Annotated in this window: 16 protein-coding genes; 7 read left to right on the forward strand and 9 right to left on the reverse strand. The window is 60.5% G+C overall.

Annotated features, from left to right (window positions below; translation table 11 throughout):
- Positions 1 to 7: 7 nt before the first annotated feature.
- The 3 genes from VB672_RS01400 to VB672_RS01410 form a co-directional block, all read right to left on the reverse strand.
- Complete coding sequence (locus VB672_RS01400; RefSeq protein ID WP_329782374.1) at positions 8 to 1,309, reverse strand: TRAP transporter large permease; 1,302 nt, start codon at positions 1,307 to 1,309, stop codon at positions 8 to 10.
- On the reverse strand, positions 1,306 to 1,824 hold the full coding sequence (locus VB672_RS01405) for a TRAP transporter small permease (RefSeq protein WP_329782375.1): 519 nt from the start codon (positions 1,822 to 1,824) through the stop codon (positions 1,306 to 1,308). The genes VB672_RS01400 and VB672_RS01405 overlap by 4 nt, the downstream gene beginning before the upstream one ends.
- An 81-nt stretch (positions 1,825 to 1,905) precedes the next feature.
- Complete coding sequence (locus tag VB672_RS01410) at positions 1,906 to 2,898, reverse strand: sialic acid TRAP transporter substrate-binding protein SiaP (RefSeq protein ID WP_329782376.1); 993 nt, start codon at positions 2,896 to 2,898, stop codon at positions 1,906 to 1,908.
- Between the two features lie 198 nt (positions 2,899 to 3,096).
- Between VB672_RS01410 and VB672_RS01415 the strand changes: the two genes are divergently transcribed.
- The 3 genes from VB672_RS01415 to VB672_RS01425 all read left to right on the forward strand — a co-directional run bounded on the left by VB672_RS01415 (position 3,097) and on the right by VB672_RS01425 (position 6,396).
- Positions 3,097 to 3,765, forward strand: coding sequence for a GntR family transcriptional regulator (locus VB672_RS01415; RefSeq protein WP_329782377.1), 669 nt, complete (start codon positions 3,097 to 3,099; stop codon positions 3,763 to 3,765).
- A 17-nt stretch (positions 3,766 to 3,782) separates the two neighbouring features.
- On the forward strand, positions 3,783 to 4,442 hold the full coding sequence (locus VB672_RS01420; RefSeq protein ID WP_329782378.1) for a GntR family transcriptional regulator: 660 nt from the start codon (positions 3,783 to 3,785) through the stop codon (positions 4,440 to 4,442).
- Positions 4,443 to 4,509: 67 nt separating this feature from the next.
- Positions 4,510 to 6,396, forward strand: coding sequence for a bifunctional sugar phosphate isomerase/epimerase/4-hydroxyphenylpyruvate dioxygenase family protein (locus tag VB672_RS01425; protein ID WP_329782379.1), 1,887 nt, complete (start codon positions 4,510 to 4,512; stop codon positions 6,394 to 6,396).
- A 59-nt stretch (positions 6,397 to 6,455) separates the two neighbouring features.
- On the opposite strand, the gene VB672_RS01430 is transcribed toward VB672_RS01425, so the two are convergent.
- From VB672_RS01430 to VB672_RS01440, 3 genes are all read right to left on the reverse strand, one after another.
- On the reverse strand, positions 6,456 to 6,851 hold the full coding sequence (locus VB672_RS01430; RefSeq protein WP_329782380.1) for a DUF6665 family protein: 396 nt from the start codon (positions 6,849 to 6,851) through the stop codon (positions 6,456 to 6,458).
- A 166-nt stretch (positions 6,852 to 7,017) separates the two neighbouring features.
- Positions 7,018 to 7,194, reverse strand: a complete 177-nt coding sequence (locus tag VB672_RS01435) for a MarC family protein (RefSeq protein WP_329782381.1) — start codon at positions 7,192 to 7,194, stop codon at positions 7,018 to 7,020.
- A 37-nt stretch (positions 7,195 to 7,231) separates the two neighbouring features.
- Positions 7,232 to 7,759: a MarC family protein gene (locus VB672_RS01440; RefSeq protein WP_329782382.1), complete on the reverse strand. Its 528-nt coding sequence runs from the start codon at positions 7,757 to 7,759 to the stop codon at positions 7,232 to 7,234.
- 55 nt (positions 7,760 to 7,814) lie between these two features.
- On the opposite strand from VB672_RS01440, the gene VB672_RS01445 reads away from it, so the two are divergent.
- From VB672_RS01445 to VB672_RS01460, 4 genes are all read left to right on the forward strand, one after another.
- Positions 7,815 to 8,879, forward strand: coding sequence for a patatin-like phospholipase family protein (locus tag VB672_RS01445; RefSeq protein ID WP_329782383.1), 1,065 nt, complete (start codon positions 7,815 to 7,817; stop codon positions 8,877 to 8,879).
- 280 nt (positions 8,880 to 9,159) lie between these two features.
- On the forward strand, positions 9,160 to 10,311 hold the full coding sequence (locus VB672_RS01450) for an efflux RND transporter periplasmic adaptor subunit (RefSeq protein WP_329782384.1): 1,152 nt from the start codon (positions 9,160 to 9,162) through the stop codon (positions 10,309 to 10,311).
- Between the two features lie 23 nt (positions 10,312 to 10,334).
- The gene (locus tag VB672_RS01455) at positions 10,335 to 13,520 is read left to right on the forward strand and encodes an efflux RND transporter permease subunit (RefSeq protein WP_329782385.1); all 3,186 of its coding nucleotides are present in this window, start codon (positions 10,335 to 10,337) and stop codon (positions 13,518 to 13,520) included.
- Positions 13,521 to 13,617: 97 nt separating this feature from the next.
- Entirely contained in the window at positions 13,618 to 14,889 is a 1,272-nt protein-coding gene (locus VB672_RS01460; protein ID WP_329782386.1) for an adenylate/guanylate cyclase domain-containing protein, read from the forward strand.
- Positions 14,890 to 14,932: 43 nt separating this feature from the next.
- Here VB672_RS01460 and VB672_RS01465 read toward each other — a convergent pair whose 3' ends face one another.
- The 3 genes from VB672_RS01465 to VB672_RS01475 all read right to left on the reverse strand — a co-directional run bounded on the left by VB672_RS01465 (position 14,933) and on the right by VB672_RS01475 (position 17,523).
- On the reverse strand, positions 14,933 to 15,958 hold the full coding sequence (locus VB672_RS01465; protein ID WP_329782387.1) for a S1C family serine protease: 1,026 nt from the start codon (positions 15,956 to 15,958) through the stop codon (positions 14,933 to 14,935).
- 68 nt (positions 15,959 to 16,026) lie between these two features.
- Complete coding sequence (locus VB672_RS01470; protein WP_329782388.1) at positions 16,027 to 16,518, reverse strand: helix-turn-helix transcriptional regulator; 492 nt, start codon at positions 16,516 to 16,518, stop codon at positions 16,027 to 16,029.
- A gap of 84 nt (positions 16,519 to 16,602) precedes the next feature.
- Positions 16,603 to 17,523: a S1C family serine protease gene (locus tag VB672_RS01475; RefSeq protein ID WP_329782389.1), complete on the reverse strand. Its 921-nt coding sequence runs from the start codon at positions 17,521 to 17,523 to the stop codon at positions 16,603 to 16,605.
- Positions 17,524 to 17,599: the final 76 nt, after the last annotated feature.

Consider the following 17,599-nt stretch of genomic DNA (forward strand, 5'->3'; position numbering starts at 1 on the left):
GGTAAGATTATCCCTGGTAGCCGAAGAGACGAGGCAGCCAGAGCACGGTTTCGGGCACGAAGGTCATAATGGCGAGGGCGACAACCATCGCGAAGAGGAACGGCAGTGAGTCGCGTACGATGTCACGCAAAGGCTCGCTGGAAATGTTCGCCATGATGAAGAGGAGCAGCCCGTAGGGTGGCGTGACCAAGCCGATCATGATGTTGACCACGACCACGATACCGAAATGCACGAGGTCGATGCCTAGAGCCTGTGCGGTCGGAATGAAGACCGGCACGACGATGAGCAGGATGGCCGTTCCTTCGAGCACGCAGCCGAGGAGCAGAAGCAGGATGTTGACGAAGATCAGGAAGCCGACCGGTGAGAGATTCCAGCCGGCGAGCAATGCCTTCACGCCCTCCGGAATATTCTCGACGGTGATGACATAGTTGAACACGAGAGCGCCGGCGATCAGCATGCCGATGGAGGCGGTTGTCCGCGCGCTGACGGCAAGCGCATTGTAGAAGTCGCGCCAGCTTACGCTGCGGTAAAGCCCGGCCGAGATGAGAAGAGCATAACCGGCTGCGACGGCCGCCGCTTCGGTGGGAGTCATCACGCCGCTGTAGATGCCGCCGAGCAGGACGACAGGCATCATAAGGGATGGAAAAGCCTCCCATGTGATCCGCGGCAGCTTGCGCAGCGGCACAGGCTTCTCGACGGGAAAGTTCCTGGCGCGCGCCGTGGTAGCGACGATGATCATCTGACTCAGGGCCATCAGCAGGCCCGGTACGACGCCGCCGAGGAAGAGAAAGCCGATGGAGGCATCGGACACCAGGGCATAGAGAACCATCGGGATCGATGGCGGGATGATCGGGCCGATCACCGATGAGACAGCCGTAAGAGCGGCCGCATAGCTTCCCGGATACCGTCCGTCACGGGTCATCATGGCTTGCATCATGCGGCCGGTGCCGGCGGCATCTGCGATGGCCGAGCCGGACATTCCGGCGAAGATGATGCTCTGGAGGATGTTCACCTGGGCGAGGCCGCCGCGGAAGCGGCCGACCAGAGCGTTGCAGAACGCCATGAGACGGTCCGTCATGCTACCGATGTTCATGAATTCCGCGGCGAGAATGAACAGTGGCACCGACAGGATGACGTAGTTGGAGTACATGCCGTTGAGCAGCTGCTCGGCGGCTGTTCCCATATCAAGTCCGGCCAGGAGTAGGTACAGGATCGAGCCCGCGATCATCGCATGGCCGATCGGCAGGCCGAGGAAGGCGAGGGCGGTGATCGCAACGAGCGAGATCGAGAAGGGGCTTGCCAGGTTCATACGCCGGAACTCGCTTTGGTGGGATCGAACTCATCCGGCGCTACGCCGCGCACGGCCTGCCAGGCGATCCAGATATATCGAATGATGGTGGCAACCGCGAAGACGATATAGATCGAAAACAGCCAGTCGAAGCGGATCTTGAGGTAGCTGGACCTCTCCACCTTCATGAAGGTGACGTAGTCGACGACAGCCGGAAGCGAGATGGTGTAGAGCGTGATCACGGCGAATGAGCTGATGAGCGCCATCACCCGACGCGATCCAGGGCCGACGGCCCCGTAAATGATGTCGAAGCGGATTTCTTCACGCTCGCTGACGACGAAGGCTGCGCCCCACAGGACGAGCCAGAGCCAGAGGACGACGCTGATCTCATGCGTCCATCCGATGGGCAACCCCAGAAGATACCGGAAGGCGATCTGCAGGAGGAAGGCCGCGAATATCGTGGCCAGCATGGCGGCGGCAATGTTCTCTGCGCGCCGTTCCAGCCATGAGCCCATGGCCCGCAAGGATGAGTTCATGAAAGCTGTTCCCTTCATGAGAAGGCACTGAACACTTGTGAAAAGGCCGCCGCGGCGTCGCCTCCGGCGGCCGAGAAAGCTTTACATGGCGTTGATCTTGTCGAGCATGCCCGCCGGCCAGCTCTTCGCGAGATCGGAAGCCAGGTACTTCTTCTGGGCGAACTCGCGGAAGGCCTTCAGGTCGGGCGTGTAGACTTCGAGGCCCTTCTCCTTGAAGAAGGTGGCGAGCTCCGCCTCCTTCTTCAGATGCTCCTGCGTGCTCCACTCGATGGCCTTGTCGGCAGCAGCCTGGAAGGCGGCCTGCTTCTCAGGTGACATGGCATTCCAGACCTTGTTGGACACGGCCAACAAATCGAAGCCGACGAGATGCGAGGTCAGCGCGACCTGGGACATCACCTCGTAGAATTTCATGTTCTGCACGTTCGGCAGCGGGTTGTCCTGACCGTCGATGGCACCGGTCTGCAGTCCGGTATAAACCTCGGCATAAGCCATCGGCGTGGGGTTGGCCCCTAAGGACTGCCCCAGGAACTGCCAAGCATCGCCGCCGGGCATGCGCAGCTTGATACCGGCGAGGTCTTCGGGCTTGTTGATCTTCTTGTTGGGCTTCAGTCCCACATGCCGGGCACCGAAATAGGTCGGCCCGAGGATATGAATGCCCAGCTTGTCCGAGGCCATCTTCTTGAGCTCTCGGCCGACATCGCTCGCGAACACCTTCTTCAGGTGGTCGGCATCACGGAACAGATAGGCGGATGTGACGATGGACCACTCCGGAACCTGATTGGAGATGTCTTGCGGTGCGATGTTGCCCATCTCGAGGTTGCCGCGCTGCATGGCAACGAGTTCGGTGCCCTGCTTGAACAGGGTGCCGCCGTAATAGGGCTGAAGGGTGAACCCCTGAGCCTTCACCTCCTCGCCGAAGCGCTTCATCATCTCGGCCCGGATGTCCTGCTCCGAGAAGACGGCGGAAAATCTCAAGTTCGTCGGTGTCTGGGCGGCGGCCGGCCCAGTCACGCCCCAAGCCAGAAGCGCCGCACCTGCAGCCATCAGGACGCGCCGATTGATCTCAAATCCCATGATTTCCTCTCCTTCATATTTCGGCGCATTGATCTGCGTCTTGACTGGACTATCCGCTCAGAGGATTGCAAAATCAATAGGCATTTTGCAAATCATCTGATATTTTGGGATTTAACCTATTCAAGCATCTGCCTCCTTGGAGGCGGAGCAACTCCGGGACAAGCGGTTGATACTAGGAGATGAACCAAGGGTGCACGAATGAGCATCGAGTTGCTGGCGACATCCATTGCGGATCGCGCCTATGATCGGATTCGGACTGATATCGTGTTCGGGCGCCTGAGCCCCGGAACTCGCCTCCGGCTGGACCGATTGGCAGATACTTACGGAGCGAGCGTCAGCACCCTGCGGGAGATCCTGAGCCGGCTCTCGTCGGAGGGTCTGGTCATCGCGGAAGGACAGCGCGGTTTCCGGGTCGCTCCGGTCTCTCCCGCCGGCTTCGAGGATGTTGCGGCCATGCGGCTGCTCCTGGAAATTTACGCGCTGCCCCTGTCCTTCGCGACAGGCGATCTCGAATGGGAGAGCCGCGTCGTGGCCGCCCATCACAAACTCGCCTTCATGGAGCGGCGGATGATGGCTGGTGACCAGGAAGGGACGGAGCTCTGGAAGCGCTACGACCGCGAGTTCCATCAGGCCCTGATTGAGGCCTGCGGTTCCCAGACCCTGCTCGATCTCTATGGCGGCGTCTTCGATCAATACCTTCGCTATCAAATGGTGGCGGTGGTCTTCCGCGGAGAGATTGCGGCTGAGGAGCATAGGCAGTTGCTGGATTGCGCTCTCACCCGCAATGGCGAGAGGGCGTGCGCGGTTCTTACCCAGCATGTGAATGGATGCGTGGCTTATACGCTGGAAAATGGGGCGCTGACATGAGCGATGATGTGCACGTCATGCCACAGCCTTCCACGGTAGGCGAAAGCGCCTATCAGAGGATCCGGTCCGACATCGTGTTCGGGCGGCTTCCGCCGTGCAAGAAGCTCAAGCTCGACCGCCTGAAGGCGGATTACGGTGCCAGCGTCAGCACGCTTCGCGAAATCCTGAACCGTCTGCACTCCGAACGGCTCGTCGTCGCCGAGGGGCAGAAGGGGTTCGAAGTGGCGCCTGTCTCCATCGCGAATCTGCGCGAGATCGCGGCGCTTCGACAGCTACTCGAATGTCGTGCGCTGGAGCAGTCGTTCCGGACCGGCGACATGGAGTGGGAAGGCCGCGTAGTCGCCGCCCATCACCGGCTCGCCAGAATGGAGGAGCGCATGGCTGCAGGAGACAGAAACCATACGGAGGAGTGGAAGCGCTATGACTGGCAGTTCCATCAGGCTCTCATCTCCGCCTGCGGGTCGAAGATGCTGATCGACAACCATGCAGCAGTCTTCGACAAGTACCTGCGCTATCAGATGATCGCCCTGAGCTATCGCGGCGAGATCGCCGCCGCCGAACATGCCGAGCTTCTGGAATGCGCGCTCAAGCGCGATTCAGCGCGCGCCTGCGAGGTACTGACACGCCACGTCGCCGGCGGCGTCGAGCATGCGCTCGCCACCGGAACCATCAGCTGACGACAGAAGGAGCGGGCTGAGCCGTCAACACGCTCCCATACACGCGAGAAGAAATGGATCGACGAGCATGCGCAAAGCCATCGCTACCGTCTGCCTGAGCGGCACCCTGACTGAAAAGATCGAAGCCATCGCGGCCGCGCAGTTCAAGGGTGTGGAGATCTTCGAAAACGATCTTCTTTCCTTTAACGGTACACCCGCCGAAGTGCGTCGTATGATCGAAGGCCTGGGCCTTCAGACCATTACCCTTCAGCCGTTCCGCGATTTCGAAGGGATGCTAGAGCCGCAGCGGTCGAAAGTGTTCGCCCGGGCCGAGCGCAAGTTCGACGTGATGGAAGAGCTCGGCTGCGATCTCCTGATGGTGTGCAGCAATGTCTCGCCGGACTCGCTCGGCGGAATCGAGCGGGCGGCAGCGGATTTCCATGAACTTGGCGAGCGTGCCGCCAAACGCGGCATGCGGGTGGCCTTCGAGGCCCTCTCCTGGGGGCGGCATATCCACGATTATCGCGATGCCTGGGAGGTGGTGCGCCGCGCGAACCATCCGGCGGTCGGGCTGGTGCTCGATTCCTTCCATGTGCTGGCGCGCGGAACGGATCTATCAGCGATCCGAGCCATACCGTCCGACAAGATCTTCCTCGTGCAAATGGCTGATGCGCCGAGGCTCGACATGGATTACTTGTCCTGGAGCCGGCACTACCGTTGCTTCCCGGGGCAGGGCGACCTGCCCATCGACGATTTCACGGATGCGCTCCACGCGACGGGATTTGACGGGCTCCTCTCCCTTGAGATCTTCAACGACCGCTTCCGGGCCGGCTCCGCACGCAGCGTCGCGATCGACGGGCAGAGATCCCTGCTCGTTATGCTGGACGAGCTGCGTCGGCGTACGGGCGCGGCACATTCCGATCAGGACGCCCTCCCGCCCAAGGCTCTCTGTTCAGGCGTTGAGTTCGTCGAGTTCGCCGTCGATGAACGAGGTGCCGTCGAGTTCGAGAAGATCCTGGACGGGCTGGGTTTCCGAAAGGCCGGCATGCACCGCTCGAAGGACGTGACCCACTGGCGGCAGGGCGACATCAACATCGTGGTGAATGCAGACAAGGAGGGCTTCGCCCATTCCTTCAATATAAACCATGGCACGTCGGTCTGCGCCCTGGCATTGCGCGTGGACGATGGGCCGGGCGCCGTCGAGCGTGCCATCACCCTCCTGGATCAGCCCTTCCAGCAGCCGGTCGGGCCTGGAGAGATGAACATCCCGGCGGTTCGCGGGCTTGGTGGAAGCATTTTGTATTTCGTGGATCACAAGACCGGGCTGGATCGCCTCTGGGACGTCGATTTCGAGCCTGCCGCGGCGGGCGATTTTGCCGGGGTTGGCCTGAGATCCGTCGATCACGTTTCTCAATCGATGCATTATGAGGAGATGCTCACATGGCTCCTGTTCTACGCATTGCTTCTCGATGTACGCAAAACGCCAGTTCAGACCGTGATTGATCCAGGCGGTGTGGTTCAGAGCCAGGCAATAGAGACCCATGACGGCTTGCTTCGCTTGATTCTAAATTCTTCTCAGAGCCAGCGCACGTTGTCGTCGCGGTTCTTGAACGAACTCTACGGGTCCGGCGTCCAGCACATTGCGCTTGCGACCGATGATATCTTCGCAACCGTCGAGCGCCTCAAAGCCAACGGGGTGGGTCTTCTGCCGATCCCGGAAAATTACTACGATGATCTTGAGGTTCGAACGGATCTCTCCGCAGAGGATGTGAAGCGTCTGCGATCCGGCAGCATCCTTTATGACCGCGAGGGACCGGCTGAGTATTTTCAAGCCTACACCCGGACACTCGCGGGCGGCTTCTTCTTCGAGATTGTTGAGCGGCGCAACTATCAGGGCTACGGCGCCGTCAACGCTCCCATTCGCCTTGCATCCCAGACACATCTGGCATTGGACGAGTTGCCACCGGGTCTCTGACTACATGGCGAGCCAAGAGCGGTGTGGCGCGCTGGCCAGGGCCTATAACGACCAAGGCTCTACCTTGCCTTGCATCTGACTTGCCCAACCCGGCTCAAGACCTCGCGTGAAATGCCATAATCCTTCACCACAGCCTCCCAGTTCCGAAACCCGCACATCTCCCGCTGAATCATGAAGGCCCAAACCCGGTCTGCGGCATCGTCCAACAAGGCACGACGGCGATCGCCTCGCTCTGGTCCTTTCACCCCAGCATCGAACGCCCGCAATGCAGCGAGAGCTTGCTCGACTTGACCGCTCAAGGTTCCCAGCGCCTGTGCCTTCTGCTCGCGGAGTTCGTAATCGAGCACGCTCCAGCCCGTTTCCGCTTCGAGGCCGGTTGATAAGCTCTGGGGTAGCCGAACAGCCACGTTAGGTCTCCGAAAGGTGTGACAATCCGACAGAAGATGGTGCCCCATCCGCCGCCTAGGAACCGACACCCTGGCGCAAGCTCGAACAGCAGCGGATCTTGGCTCTCTTGCAAGCAAGGGAATTCCCCTGAAGAGCACAGGCCACCGGATGGACCTTGCCGATGATTTTGATGACGGAATAGTCTTACAGGGAAAATTGGCCTCTATGAGCCGACTAAGGCGCGAGGTTGAACGCCTGTTTGATGCCAAGGACGATGCCGTTCACAGCCACGCTGGCGAGAATAAGCCCCATGACCCGGCTGATGACGCTGGCACCCGCATCGCCGATGATCTTGATGATTCGGGAAGCCATCAGCATGAGCACTAGGGTGACGAGCAGGACGAACGCCATTTGAGCGACGGTCTCCGCCTGTTGTGAGATGCTGAACTTAGTGTTGTCCGTGAGTGAGACAACGGGCCAGCATGGCGCCCGGACTTGCGATGGAAGGAATAGCCAACGGGTAGATCGATCGGTCGACATCCGACGTTGCAATCTCCTTCTCTTCGGACTGGGCCTTTGGCTCTCCAAAGATCATCGTCAGCGCGAACAGGAAAAGAACAATGCTGCCGGCAATCTGGAAGGCATCGAGATCGATTTCCATCGCCTGAAGCAGAGCCTGACCTGCGACGACGAAAAACAGGAGGACGACGAAGGAGGCCGCTGTTGCCCTGAGTGCCGTTCGCCGCGCTGCCGCAGCCCCCATGCCCGCCGTGACGGCCAGAAACACCGGAAGCGTTCCGATTGGGTCGATGACGACCCACAGGGTGATCAGATCGGTGAAATATTGGCTCATCGACGATAGTCCTCGTCTCTCCGTCACCAGTAAAACGTGCCTCCCGCGCAATGCCAAGCTTAAACGAGACGCCCAAGGAATCGGGTGATCGCGGTTCCCGCCGTCTTCAGAGCGCAACGTCACGACTTGCGCTTCCGAGCTCTCCTCATGGTAATCTGCTCGGGAAAGGGAGCGCGGAATGACTGGTCGAGCGGAACGCCGTAAAAGCCCTGTGCGGGGTCTGAAATGTCCCAATGCCGATAAAACCGTGTCGCTGGCACTCCAGGGTGGAGGGGCCCATGGCGCCTTCACCTGGGGCGTGCTCGATCACCTCCTCGAGGACGGGCGGCTCACCATTGAGGCGATTACGGGCGCGAGCGCCGGTTCAATGAACGCGGTCGTTCTCTTCGAGGGCTGGCTCGAAGGCGGTCGGGACGGCGCGCGCGAGCAACTCCGAAAATTCTGGAAGCGGGTGAGCCTCGACGGTGTGCTCTCACCCCTCCAGCGGTCCCTGTTCGATCGCCTGTTGAGCTATTGGAGCATGAATGGATCCTCACATCTCTGGTTCGACGCATGGTCCCGGGTCGCGAGCCCCTATGATCTAAACCCGCTCGACATCAATCCCCTGCGCGATGCCCTCAACAGCCTGATCGATTTCGAGCGGGTGAGGGCCTGCAAGGATGCAAAGCTGTTCATTGCGGCGACCAATGTCTGGTCCGGCAAGATCCGGATTTTCACGGGACCCGAGTTGACCGTCGACCACGTCCTCGCTTCGGCCTGCCTGCCGATGCTATTCAGGGCGGTCGAAATCGATGGAGAGCCTTACTGGGATGGTGGCTATACAGGTAATCCGGCGCTTTTCCCGCTTTTCTACGAAACGCAGTCGGACGATATCCTGCTCATCCAGATCAACCCGATCGAGCGCCGCTCGACACCGCGGAGCGTGCAGGAGATCCAGAATCGGATGACCGAGATCACGTTCAATGCCAACCTGCTGCAGCAGTTCAGATCCATCGAGTTCGTGACGCGGCTTATCGACGAGGGTAAGCTCTCGACCAGCGATTACAAGAGGGTGTACATGCACCGGATCCATGGAGGAGAAAACCTTGATGAGTTCACCGCTGCGTCCCGACTCAGCGCTCAATGGAGCTTCTTCAAGCAACTGAAGGATCTCGGCCGGAACGCTGCCCGCACGTGGCTTGCCGACAACTACCAATCCATCGGGCGGAAAAGCACTCTCGATCTTCGCGACGCTTACACCTGAACACCTAGCCAACCGGCCAGGTTTCCATCGACAGGCGACATCCCATCCTTAAGGGGCGGCCCCCTTTTCGATCAGATCTCATGAACATGTTGCCGGCTCCATCAAAACAGACAATTCCCGCGTCTGGCGTATCAATGTTGCGTATCTTGTCAGAAGCTCAGCAATGCGTAGTATTGCGTCGCAACAATGAAAGCTCTTCCGCGTGCCTCTGCGCACAGGGCCACAAGCTGAAATTTGGAAGTATGGTGCTGCGTTGGTGATGCCGATCAGGAGGTTACGCATGCGCTTTCCTCGGTCCGTGTTCGTTTTTAGTGTTCTGTTCTCATGGATGGCGTCGGCAAGCCTGGCCTTGGCGCAGGGCAGTCCTGCGCCACCGCCGCCGGTGACTGTCGCGAAACCCGTCGTTAAGGACATCGTCGAGCGGACCGACTTCATCGGGCGCTTCGAGGCGCTTGATCAGGTTGACGTCAGAGCGCGAGTCTCGGGCTATCTCGACAAGGTCCATTTCCAGGACGGCACCTTCGTCAAGGCGGGGGACCTCCTCTTCACCATCGATCCGCGGCCCTATCGCAACGCGCTTGAGCAAGCCCAATCGGCCGTCACATCCTCGCAGGTTCGCCTTGAATTTGCGCAGAGTGACCTCGACCGTGCCGAGCAGCTCCGTCGGACCGGTAACATCACCGACCAGCTCTACGACCAGCGACGGCAGGCGTTCCTGACTGCCAAAGCCGAGTTGGATCGCGCTCAGGCAGCCCTGCGGCAGGCACAGCTCGACGTGGAGTTTACGCAGATCAAGTCACCTCTGTCAGGGCGCATCTCGCGCAAGCTCGTCTCGGAAGGCAACTTGATCAACGCCAACGAGACAATCCTGACGAATGTTCTCTCGCTCGACCCAATCCAATTTTACTTCGACGTCGACGAGCGTTCTTATCTCGCCTATTCGCGCCAGGCCAAAGGTGGGACCAAAACTTCCGCCAATGGCGAGACGAATGAAGTTCTGCTCACCCTGACGGACGAGCGTCTCGGGCAGCGCAAGGGATTGCTTGACTTCGTAGATAACCGGCTCGATGCGGCCAGTGGTACGATCCGTCTGCGTGCCGTGTTCGAGAACAAGGACCTGTTCCTGACCCCTGGGCTGTTTGGCCGTGTGACGATCGGCGCCTCGGACCCCTATCAGGGTATTCTTCTCCCCGACGAAGCCATTGGCAGCGATCAGGATCGACGGGTCGTCTACGTGGTGGGCGACAACAACATCGTCAATCTCAAGCCTGTGCGCATCGGTCCGCGGATCGACGGTTACAGGGTTATCCGCGACGGACTGACCGGCAACGAGACAGTGGTCGTGAACGGCCTCGTCCGGGTCCGGCCCGGAGCGTCAGTCACACCGCAAATGACCACGCTTCCGCCCGTGCGGGAGCGAAACGGCAGCTGATTTCACGCGAGGAGGGCGCTTCGATGCGCTTTGCCCATTTCTTCGTTGATCGTCCCATCTTCGCGACGGTTCTGTCGGCGCTCTTCCTGATCATCGGCGGGATCGCATACACCACTCTGCCGGTCGCCCAGTATCCGGAGATCGCGCCGCCCACCGTCGTCGTCAGGGCAAGCTATCCAGGAGCCGATGCGCAGACGGTTGCTGCGACGGTTGCTACGCCGCTGGAGCAGCAGATCAACGGTGTGGAGGACATGCTGTACATGTCGTCCTACTCCACGGGCGATGGCGCCATGGCGTTGACCATTACGTTCAAGCTCGGTACTGATCTCGACAAGGCACAGGTGCTCGTTCAGAACCGGGTGGCGATCGCAACTCCGCGCCTGCCGGAGGAGGTGCGGCGTCTCGGCGTGACGACGCTCAAGAGCTCGCCCGACCTGATGATGGTCGTGCACATGCTCTCCCCGGATCGATCCTACGACCAGCTGTACGTTTCGAACTATGCCCGCAACTACGTGCGCGACATCCTGCTGCGGCTCGATGGTGTTGGCGATCTCATCATCTTCGGCGAGCGGCAGTACTCCCTGCGTATTTGGCTCGACCCGGAGAAGCTCGCCTCCTACAGCCTGACGTCGAGCGAGGTGGTGCGTGCGATTCAGGAGCAGAACGTCCAAGTCTCAGGTGGCGCCTTGGGTCAGGAGCCGACACCGACGGACGCGGCGTTCCAGCTGACGGTGACGACACAGGGGCGGTTCGAGGATCCACGTCAGTTCCGGCAGATCATCGTCCAAGCTACGCCACAGGGGCGTCTCGTGCGGCTGCAGGATGTAGCGCGCATCGAGCTCGGTGCCCAGGATTACGTGACGAATTCCTATCTCAACGGCAATCCTGCCGTTGCTCTTGGAATTTTCCAGCGGCCCGGTACCAATGCGCTCGCCGCATCGGAACAAATTATACGGACCATGGAGGAGCTCAAAAGCAATTTCCCGCCAGGAATTGGCTATGAGATCGTCTACAATCCCACAGAATTCATCGCCGAGAGCGTGAACGAGGTCTACAAGACCTTGTTCGAGGCCACGGCGCTCGTCGTGATCGTGGTGTTCGTATTCCTGCAGAGCTGGCGCACGGCGATCATTCCCATCGTGGCGATTCCGGTCTCGCTGATCGGCACCTTCGCCTTCATGGCGGCCCTTGGATTCTCGATCAACACGTTGACCCTGTTCGGCATGGTGCTCGCCATCGGTATCGTGGTCGACGATGCTATCGTGGTGGTGGAGAACGTGGAGCGCAACATCGCGCTCGGCATGTCGCCGCGGGATGCCGCGCATACGACCATGGACGAGGTGGGCACAGCGCTTGTGGCCATCGCGCTGGTTCTCGTGGCCGTCTTCGTACCGACAGCCTTCATTCCTGGCATTACCGGCCAGTTCTACCGGCAGTTTGCCTTGACGATTGCCGTGTCGACCGTCATTTCGGCCTTCAACTCCCTGACACTGTCGCCGGCACTCGCGGCATTCCTGCTGAAGCCGCACAGCCATGAACATTCCAGGAATCCATTTTCCCGATTTGGACGGACGTTGGCCAACGGCTTCAATCGAGGTTTCGATTCCACGTCCAACGGCTATGCCAGAGCGGTCGGATCCCTGGCACGGCACAAGCTGATCGTGTTGCCGATTTATGTCGGTCTCCTGGCCGGAACCGTATGGATCGCCAATCACGTGCCGCGCGGGTTCATTCCGATGCTGGACCAGGGGTATGCCATCGTCGTGATCCAGCTGCCGGACGGTTCGTCCCTGTCACGAACCGATGCGGTGGTCCAAAGAGCTTCCAAGATCATCCAGGAAACGCCGGGCGTGCAGAACGCCGTCGCCTTCGCGGGCTTTTCAGGCGCCACTTTCACCAACGCGACCAACGCTGCGGCGATCTTCGCCGCGTTCAAGCCCTTCAATGAGCGCATCGAGGCAGGCGACTCCGGGACCAAGATCATCGGCGATCTCTTTGCCCGCATGCAGCAGATCGAGGAGGCCTTCATCATTGCCATCCCGCCTCCGCCCGTGCGCGGTCTCGGCAATTCAGGCGGGTTCAAGGTACAGATCCAGAACCGGACGGGCGACGACGTACGCGGGGTTCTCGCAACAGCCTACCAGTTGATGGGGCAGGCGCGGCAGAACCCGAATCTCGCCGGCGTCTTCACGACCTTCTCGGCCAATTCGCCCCAGGTCTATCTGGAGATCGACCGGCAGAAGGCGAGCATCCTGAACGTGCCGATCCCGAACATCTTCGAGACGCTCCGCATCAACCTTGGCACGGCTTACGTCAACGACTTCAATGCATTCGGCCGTGTTTATCAGGTGCGCGCCCAGGCTGACCAGCGCTTCCGGATCGACCAGGAGGATATCAACCGGCTGCGTGTGCGTTCTTCGACGGGTGCGCTCGTGCCTCTCGGCACGCTGGTCGAGATGCGGGAGGTGTCGGGGCCTGACCTGATCCAACGCTACAATATGTTCACGTCCGTAGCCCTGCAGGGCGATGCGGCACCAGGTGTCTCCTCAGGTGACGCACTCGATGCCATGGAGGCGCTGGTCCGGCAGAATCTCTCGTCCGGCATGGGCTTCGAGTGGACGGAACTGGCGTTTCAGGAGCGGCAGACCGGAAACACGGCGGTGTTCATCTTCGCCCTGTCGGTGCTGTTCGTGTTCCTCGTGCTAGCGGCCCAATACGAGAGTTGGTCCCTGCCCATCGCCATCATCCTAATTGTGCCGATGAGCGTGCTTTCCGCGTTGATCGGCGTGATGATTCGCGGACAGGATAACAATATCCTGACGCAGATCGGACTCGTGGTTCTTGTCGGCCTCGCCGCAAAGAATGCAATCCTGATCGTCGAGTTTGCACGGCAGGCGGAATTTGACGGCAAGACGCCGGTGGAAGCGGTCGTCGAAGCCTGCCGGCTGCGCTTGCGCCCGATCCTGATGACCGCTTTCGCCTTCATTCTCGGCGTGCTGCCGCTTGCCATCGCGACCGGGCCCGGAGCCGAGATGCGTCAGGCACTCGGCACTGCCGTGTTCGCCGGCATGCTTGGCGTGACAGTGTTCGGCCTGTTCCTGACGCCGGTCTTTTACGTGGCCGTGCGGCTCGTCATCCTGCGGATGGTCAAGCGCCGGACCTCCAAGCGATCCGGAGCGACGGGAGTTCACCCTTCGCCCGCCGAATAGGTGGAGGGTGGCACATCACGTCATCGACGTTGAGCTTTGATCAGCCGCCCGCGGTGCTGTCATGGATGGCTGACAGAATCGTCGTGAAGAGAATCCTATGGACGCAGCCCGCGCAGCAAGCATCGCGAAATGGGTCACCGAGGCCGGATTGACCGGTCTGTCGGAACTGGAACTCCTGCATGGCTTCTGTGATCGCCTGATTACAGAAGGCTTGCCTGTTTCGCGGGTGAATATCGTCATCGACACGCTACATCCGATCCATGAGGGACGGGTCTTCCGCTGGCGTCGCGATGACCAAGAGAGCCTCGAACCGATTGTCGAGTACGGTCGCACCAACGTGGAAGGGCAGGCCGCCGAGAACTGGCGCCGGAGCACCTATTATCACCTCCTGCTCAGCGGAGAGGATTTCCTTCGGCGCCGGATCGGCCCTGGTCATCCTGAGGATTTCTCTATCCTCAAGGATCTGCGCGCCGAGGGACAGACAGATTATCTTGTTCTGATCCATCGTTTCGAGGCAGAGGGCGCCATAGGCGAAATGGATTCGTTCTATTCGTCCTGGATGTCGGACGCACCTGCCGGCTTCAGCGACGAGGAGATCGCACTCCTGCGCGAGCTGGCATCGCCTCTGATGCTTGCCTTGAAGTGCGCCTCGCTCGCGCGCATCGCTAAAACGCTTGTCGAGACCTATCTCGGTCGCGATGCGGGACGCCTGGTCCTCGATGGGCGAATTGCCCGCGGCGTGACCGATCGGATTCAAGCCGTCCTGTGGTTCAGTGATCTGCACGGCTTTACCCATATTACCGAGACGGCGGAGCCCGAGCAGATCATTCCATTCCTGAACGATTATGCGGAGGCGATCATCTCGTCGATCTACGAAGCGGGAGGCGACGTCCTGAAGCTGATTGGGGACGGAGCACTTGCGATCTTCAAGGAAGAGGATCCGAGTGAGGCCTGCCGGTGTGCGCTCAAAGCCGAGCGGCTGATGCGGACACGGATCCGGGCGCTGAACCAGGAGCGACTGTCGTGCAATCTGCCGGTCACGAGCGCATATCTCGGCCTTCATATCGGCGAGGTCTTTTACGGCAATATCGGCAGCCAGGCTCGCCTTGATTTCACCGTGGTGGGACCGGCCGTGAACGAGGTAAGCCGGATCGGTGCCTTGTGCCGTTCCGTCGAGCGCGACGTCCTCGTGTCGTCAGCCTTCTTCTCGGCTGTCCCGAAGGACAGCCGCGATGGCCTCGTGTCGGTCGGCCGCTATGCGCTGCGAGGGGTCGCCCGACCGCAGGAGCTGTTCACGCTCGATCCTTCAGGAATGGAGGAGGAGAACATCGACAGGCAGTCGAATGGTGAGACGAGATCTCATTGTTGAGACCTCGCACCATCAACCTCGACCGAGATTTCGCGCTCTGATCTCATTCGGCATGAGCGGTTCTCGTCTTACGCTCGACCGGCATGATCGTCGCGGTGCGCATCTCGCCATTCTTGAGAATCTTTAGCTCGACGAAGCGCCCGATCCACTCGCCGTTCAGCAGTCGCACAAGATCGTCAACGCCGCCCACTGGCTCGCCGTCGAGGGATAGGATGACGTCGCCCTGTTCAAGCTGCGCGTGATCCGCAGGACTGCCCGGTTCCACGGCCGCGATCACCACGCCGAATGTCCCGTTCAGGCCGGCGGCATAGCTGATTCGCCGCGGCAGGGGCACCGTCTGTCCCGCGATGCCGATCGAGGCCCGACGGACGCGCCCGTGACGAATCAGTTCCGACACGACGAAGCTCGCCGTATTGCTCGCGACGGCAAAGCAGATGCCCTGCGCGCCCATAATGACAGCGGTATTGATACCGATCACTTGGCCGGAAGTTGCGACCAATGGGCCGCCGGAGTTACCCGGGTTCAGGGCCGCATCCGTCTGGATCACATCGTCGATGAGCCGTCCCGACCTTGCCCTCAGGCTCCGCCCGAGAGCGGAAACCACACCCGCCGTGACGGTCGACTCGAATCCGAGCGGATTGCCAATGGCGATCGCGATCTGTCCGCGTTTCAGCCGCTTGGAATCGCCCAAAGTCGCGAAGGGAAGACGGTCGCCGCTGGCGCGCAGCAGGGCGAGGTCGGTGTCCGGATCGTCGCCGATCACCCGCGCCTCGATGGTGTGGCCGTCGGAGCCGGTAAGCTTTGCATCCCGTGCGCCCTGCATCACATGGCTGTTGGTGAGCAGGAGCCCGTCGGGCGAGATGATGACGCCGGATCCCATTCCGGCCGTACGACCCGAAACCTGCGGCTCGACCCGCACCACCGCAGAGCCGATGCGGTCCACGACGCCTGACACGGCATGGGAGTAGGAATCGAGCAGAGAATCGTTATCGGGAACAGCGGTGGGTCGCTGCGTGGGAGATGCAGAATTGTCGATATTGAGGAGAAAGGTTGGAGTGCGATCGAGCATGGAGCCCTCCAGAGATAACGCTATTTCACATCATGTAGTGATGGGTAATCCAGGAACCAAGAGCCACGTCACAGCAGGATAAGCCCGAGTCGGACGGCCTGTGCGACCGCATCCGTTCGTCCGGTGGCATCCAGTTTCGCCGCGATAGAGGCGACGTGGAATTTCGCGGTATGAAATGAGATCCCGAGCCGGCGCGCGATGAGCTTGTTCGAGGCACCTTCCGCGAGAAGGCGCAGAACTTCGAGCTCGCGCGCGGTGAGCATATTGTCTCGTGGCAGTTCGGATGAATCGGGCGAAGCGGGATCCCGGTCGGTTCCGCCAGCGCTGCGCGGCATGATAATAAAGCCTCGGATAACCGCCTCCATAGCCAGCAGAAGATCCGAGGCGGCGACATCGTGAGGAAGGATCCCGCTTGCTCCGGTCTTGAGTGCCTCGGGTCCGTTCAAGCCATCGCTCAAGATGATCGTTGGCGTTTTCCGGGAAAAGGGTGTGTGATCCGTGATCACGATATCGGGATTGTCCGGGTGCAGGGTATCGCTGCCAGCCTCTTTGGCCAGCATCGTGGCGATGCGGTCGAGCAGGCTCGCATCGCCGATGTGAAGAGCTACCTTGCGCAAGGTCTCAACCCAATCAGAACCCGTTTGCTATTGAGGTTTGGGGCGCTCCCAAATCTCAACGGCAAGAGTCATATGCTCACCCGCCCTTAGGATTCCTAGATCCACGGCTTGGCCCACGCTCTCCGGCCCAAGCAACCTGTAGACATAGCGCACCGAGGGAACGGCGTCGGCGTTCCAGCGGACGAGGATGTCGCCCTGGCGAATGTCGGCCTTCTGTCCCGGACCGTCCTGATCCACGCTGATCACAATCAAACCGCGTGGCTCCGCAAGTCCTGCCGCATCGGCTGCGGCCCTGTCGATGCGGACTGGCTGGAGACCAAGTCCCAAATAGCCGCGGGCGACACGGCCCTTCTCAAGGAGTTGTGGAGCCACTCGCTCGATGGTGTCCGATGGGATGACGAGAACGCGACCCCGGGGGCCCAGCACCGTCATACCCATGATTCGCCCGTTCGTATCGAGGGCGACGCCACCTTCCGACTGGAAATCGAGCCGGACATCCAGATGAATCCTGCGGTCAATCACGCCACCGCGCAAGCTCCTCCAGGGACCTGATGCAAGGGCCACGATGCCCAAGGCAGCGGTCAGACCCTCCAAATGCCGCCCTGCGGTAAAAACGAGATGGCCTGCGCGGAGGCTATCCGACGGACTGAACTCAAAGTCGGCCAGAGGCTGCTCCTCGATGCGGAGGAGGGCAATGTCCGTGCTCGGATCGCGGCCGACGAGACTGGCAGAGACTTGGCTCCCATCGGGGCGCGTGACCGTTACGTCTTCATCTGCCTCCACAGCCTCCTCCGCCGTGACGATGAGGCCGGGGCGCCAGAGAAAGCCGCTTGACGTTCCGCGCCTGCGGCCATGGATCGTCACGAGCCGTGGCGCGACTCCATCGAGGAGATCGGCACCAAGGTTCGAGACCGTCTCAAGAGAAAATCCGGCAGATGGATCTGGCATGACAAACCTCTTCGGTCATCGTCCAGGCGATTCTGCTGATAAACGTCCTTTGTCGATACTGACCGGGCGGCTAGGT

Source organism: Microvirga sp. CF3016 (assembly GCF_036314085.1).
In the GTDB taxonomy this organism is placed as follows: Bacteria; Pseudomonadota; Alphaproteobacteria; order Rhizobiales; family Beijerinckiaceae; genus Microvirga.

Excerpts from the sequence above, each read along its gene's own strand:
- VB672_RS01415 (WP_329782377.1), top strand. The coding sequence starts at position 3,097 with ATGAGCATCGAGTTGCTGGCGACATCCATTGCGGATCGCGCCTATGAT.
- VB672_RS01435 (WP_329782381.1), bottom strand. The coding sequence starts at position 7,194 with ATGGCGTTCGTCCTGCTCGTCACCCTAGTGCTCATGCTGATGGCTTCC.
- VB672_RS01430 (WP_329782380.1), bottom strand. The coding sequence starts at position 6,851 with ATGGGGCACCATCTTCTGTCGGATTGTCACACCTTTCGGAGACCTAAC.
- VB672_RS01460 (WP_329782386.1), top strand. The coding sequence starts at position 13,618 with ATGGACGCAGCCCGCGCAGCAAGCATCGCGAAATGGGTCACCGAGGCC.
- VB672_RS01450 (WP_329782384.1), top strand. The coding sequence starts at position 9,160 with ATGCGCTTTCCTCGGTCCGTGTTCGTTTTTAGTGTTCTGTTCTCATGG.
- VB672_RS01465 (WP_329782387.1), bottom strand. The coding sequence starts at position 15,958 with ATGCTCGATCGCACTCCAACCTTTCTCCTCAATATCGACAATTCTGCA.
- VB672_RS01420 (WP_329782378.1), top strand. The coding sequence starts at position 3,783 with ATGCCACAGCCTTCCACGGTAGGCGAAAGCGCCTATCAGAGGATCCGG.
- VB672_RS01405 (WP_329782375.1), bottom strand. The coding sequence starts at position 1,824 with ATGAACTCATCCTTGCGGGCCATGGGCTCATGGCTGGAACGGCGCGCA.
- VB672_RS01425 (WP_329782379.1), top strand. The coding sequence starts at position 4,510 with ATGCGCAAAGCCATCGCTACCGTCTGCCTGAGCGGCACCCTGACTGAA.
- VB672_RS01445 (WP_329782383.1), top strand. The coding sequence starts at position 7,815 with ATGACTGGTCGAGCGGAACGCCGTAAAAGCCCTGTGCGGGGTCTGAAA.
- VB672_RS01400 (WP_329782374.1), bottom strand. The coding sequence starts at position 1,309 with ATGAACCTGGCAAGCCCCTTCTCGATCTCGCTCGTTGCGATCACCGCC.
- VB672_RS01475 (WP_329782389.1), bottom strand. The coding sequence starts at position 17,523 with ATGCCAGATCCATCTGCCGGATTTTCTCTTGAGACGGTCTCGAACCTT.
- VB672_RS01410 (WP_329782376.1), bottom strand. The coding sequence starts at position 2,898 with ATGGGATTTGAGATCAATCGGCGCGTCCTGATGGCTGCAGGTGCGGCG.
- VB672_RS01470 (WP_329782388.1), bottom strand. The coding sequence starts at position 16,518 with ATGCTGGCCAAAGAGGCTGGCAGCGATACCCTGCACCCGGACAATCCC.
- VB672_RS01455 (WP_329782385.1), top strand. The coding sequence starts at position 10,335 with ATGCGCTTTGCCCATTTCTTCGTTGATCGTCCCATCTTCGCGACGGTT.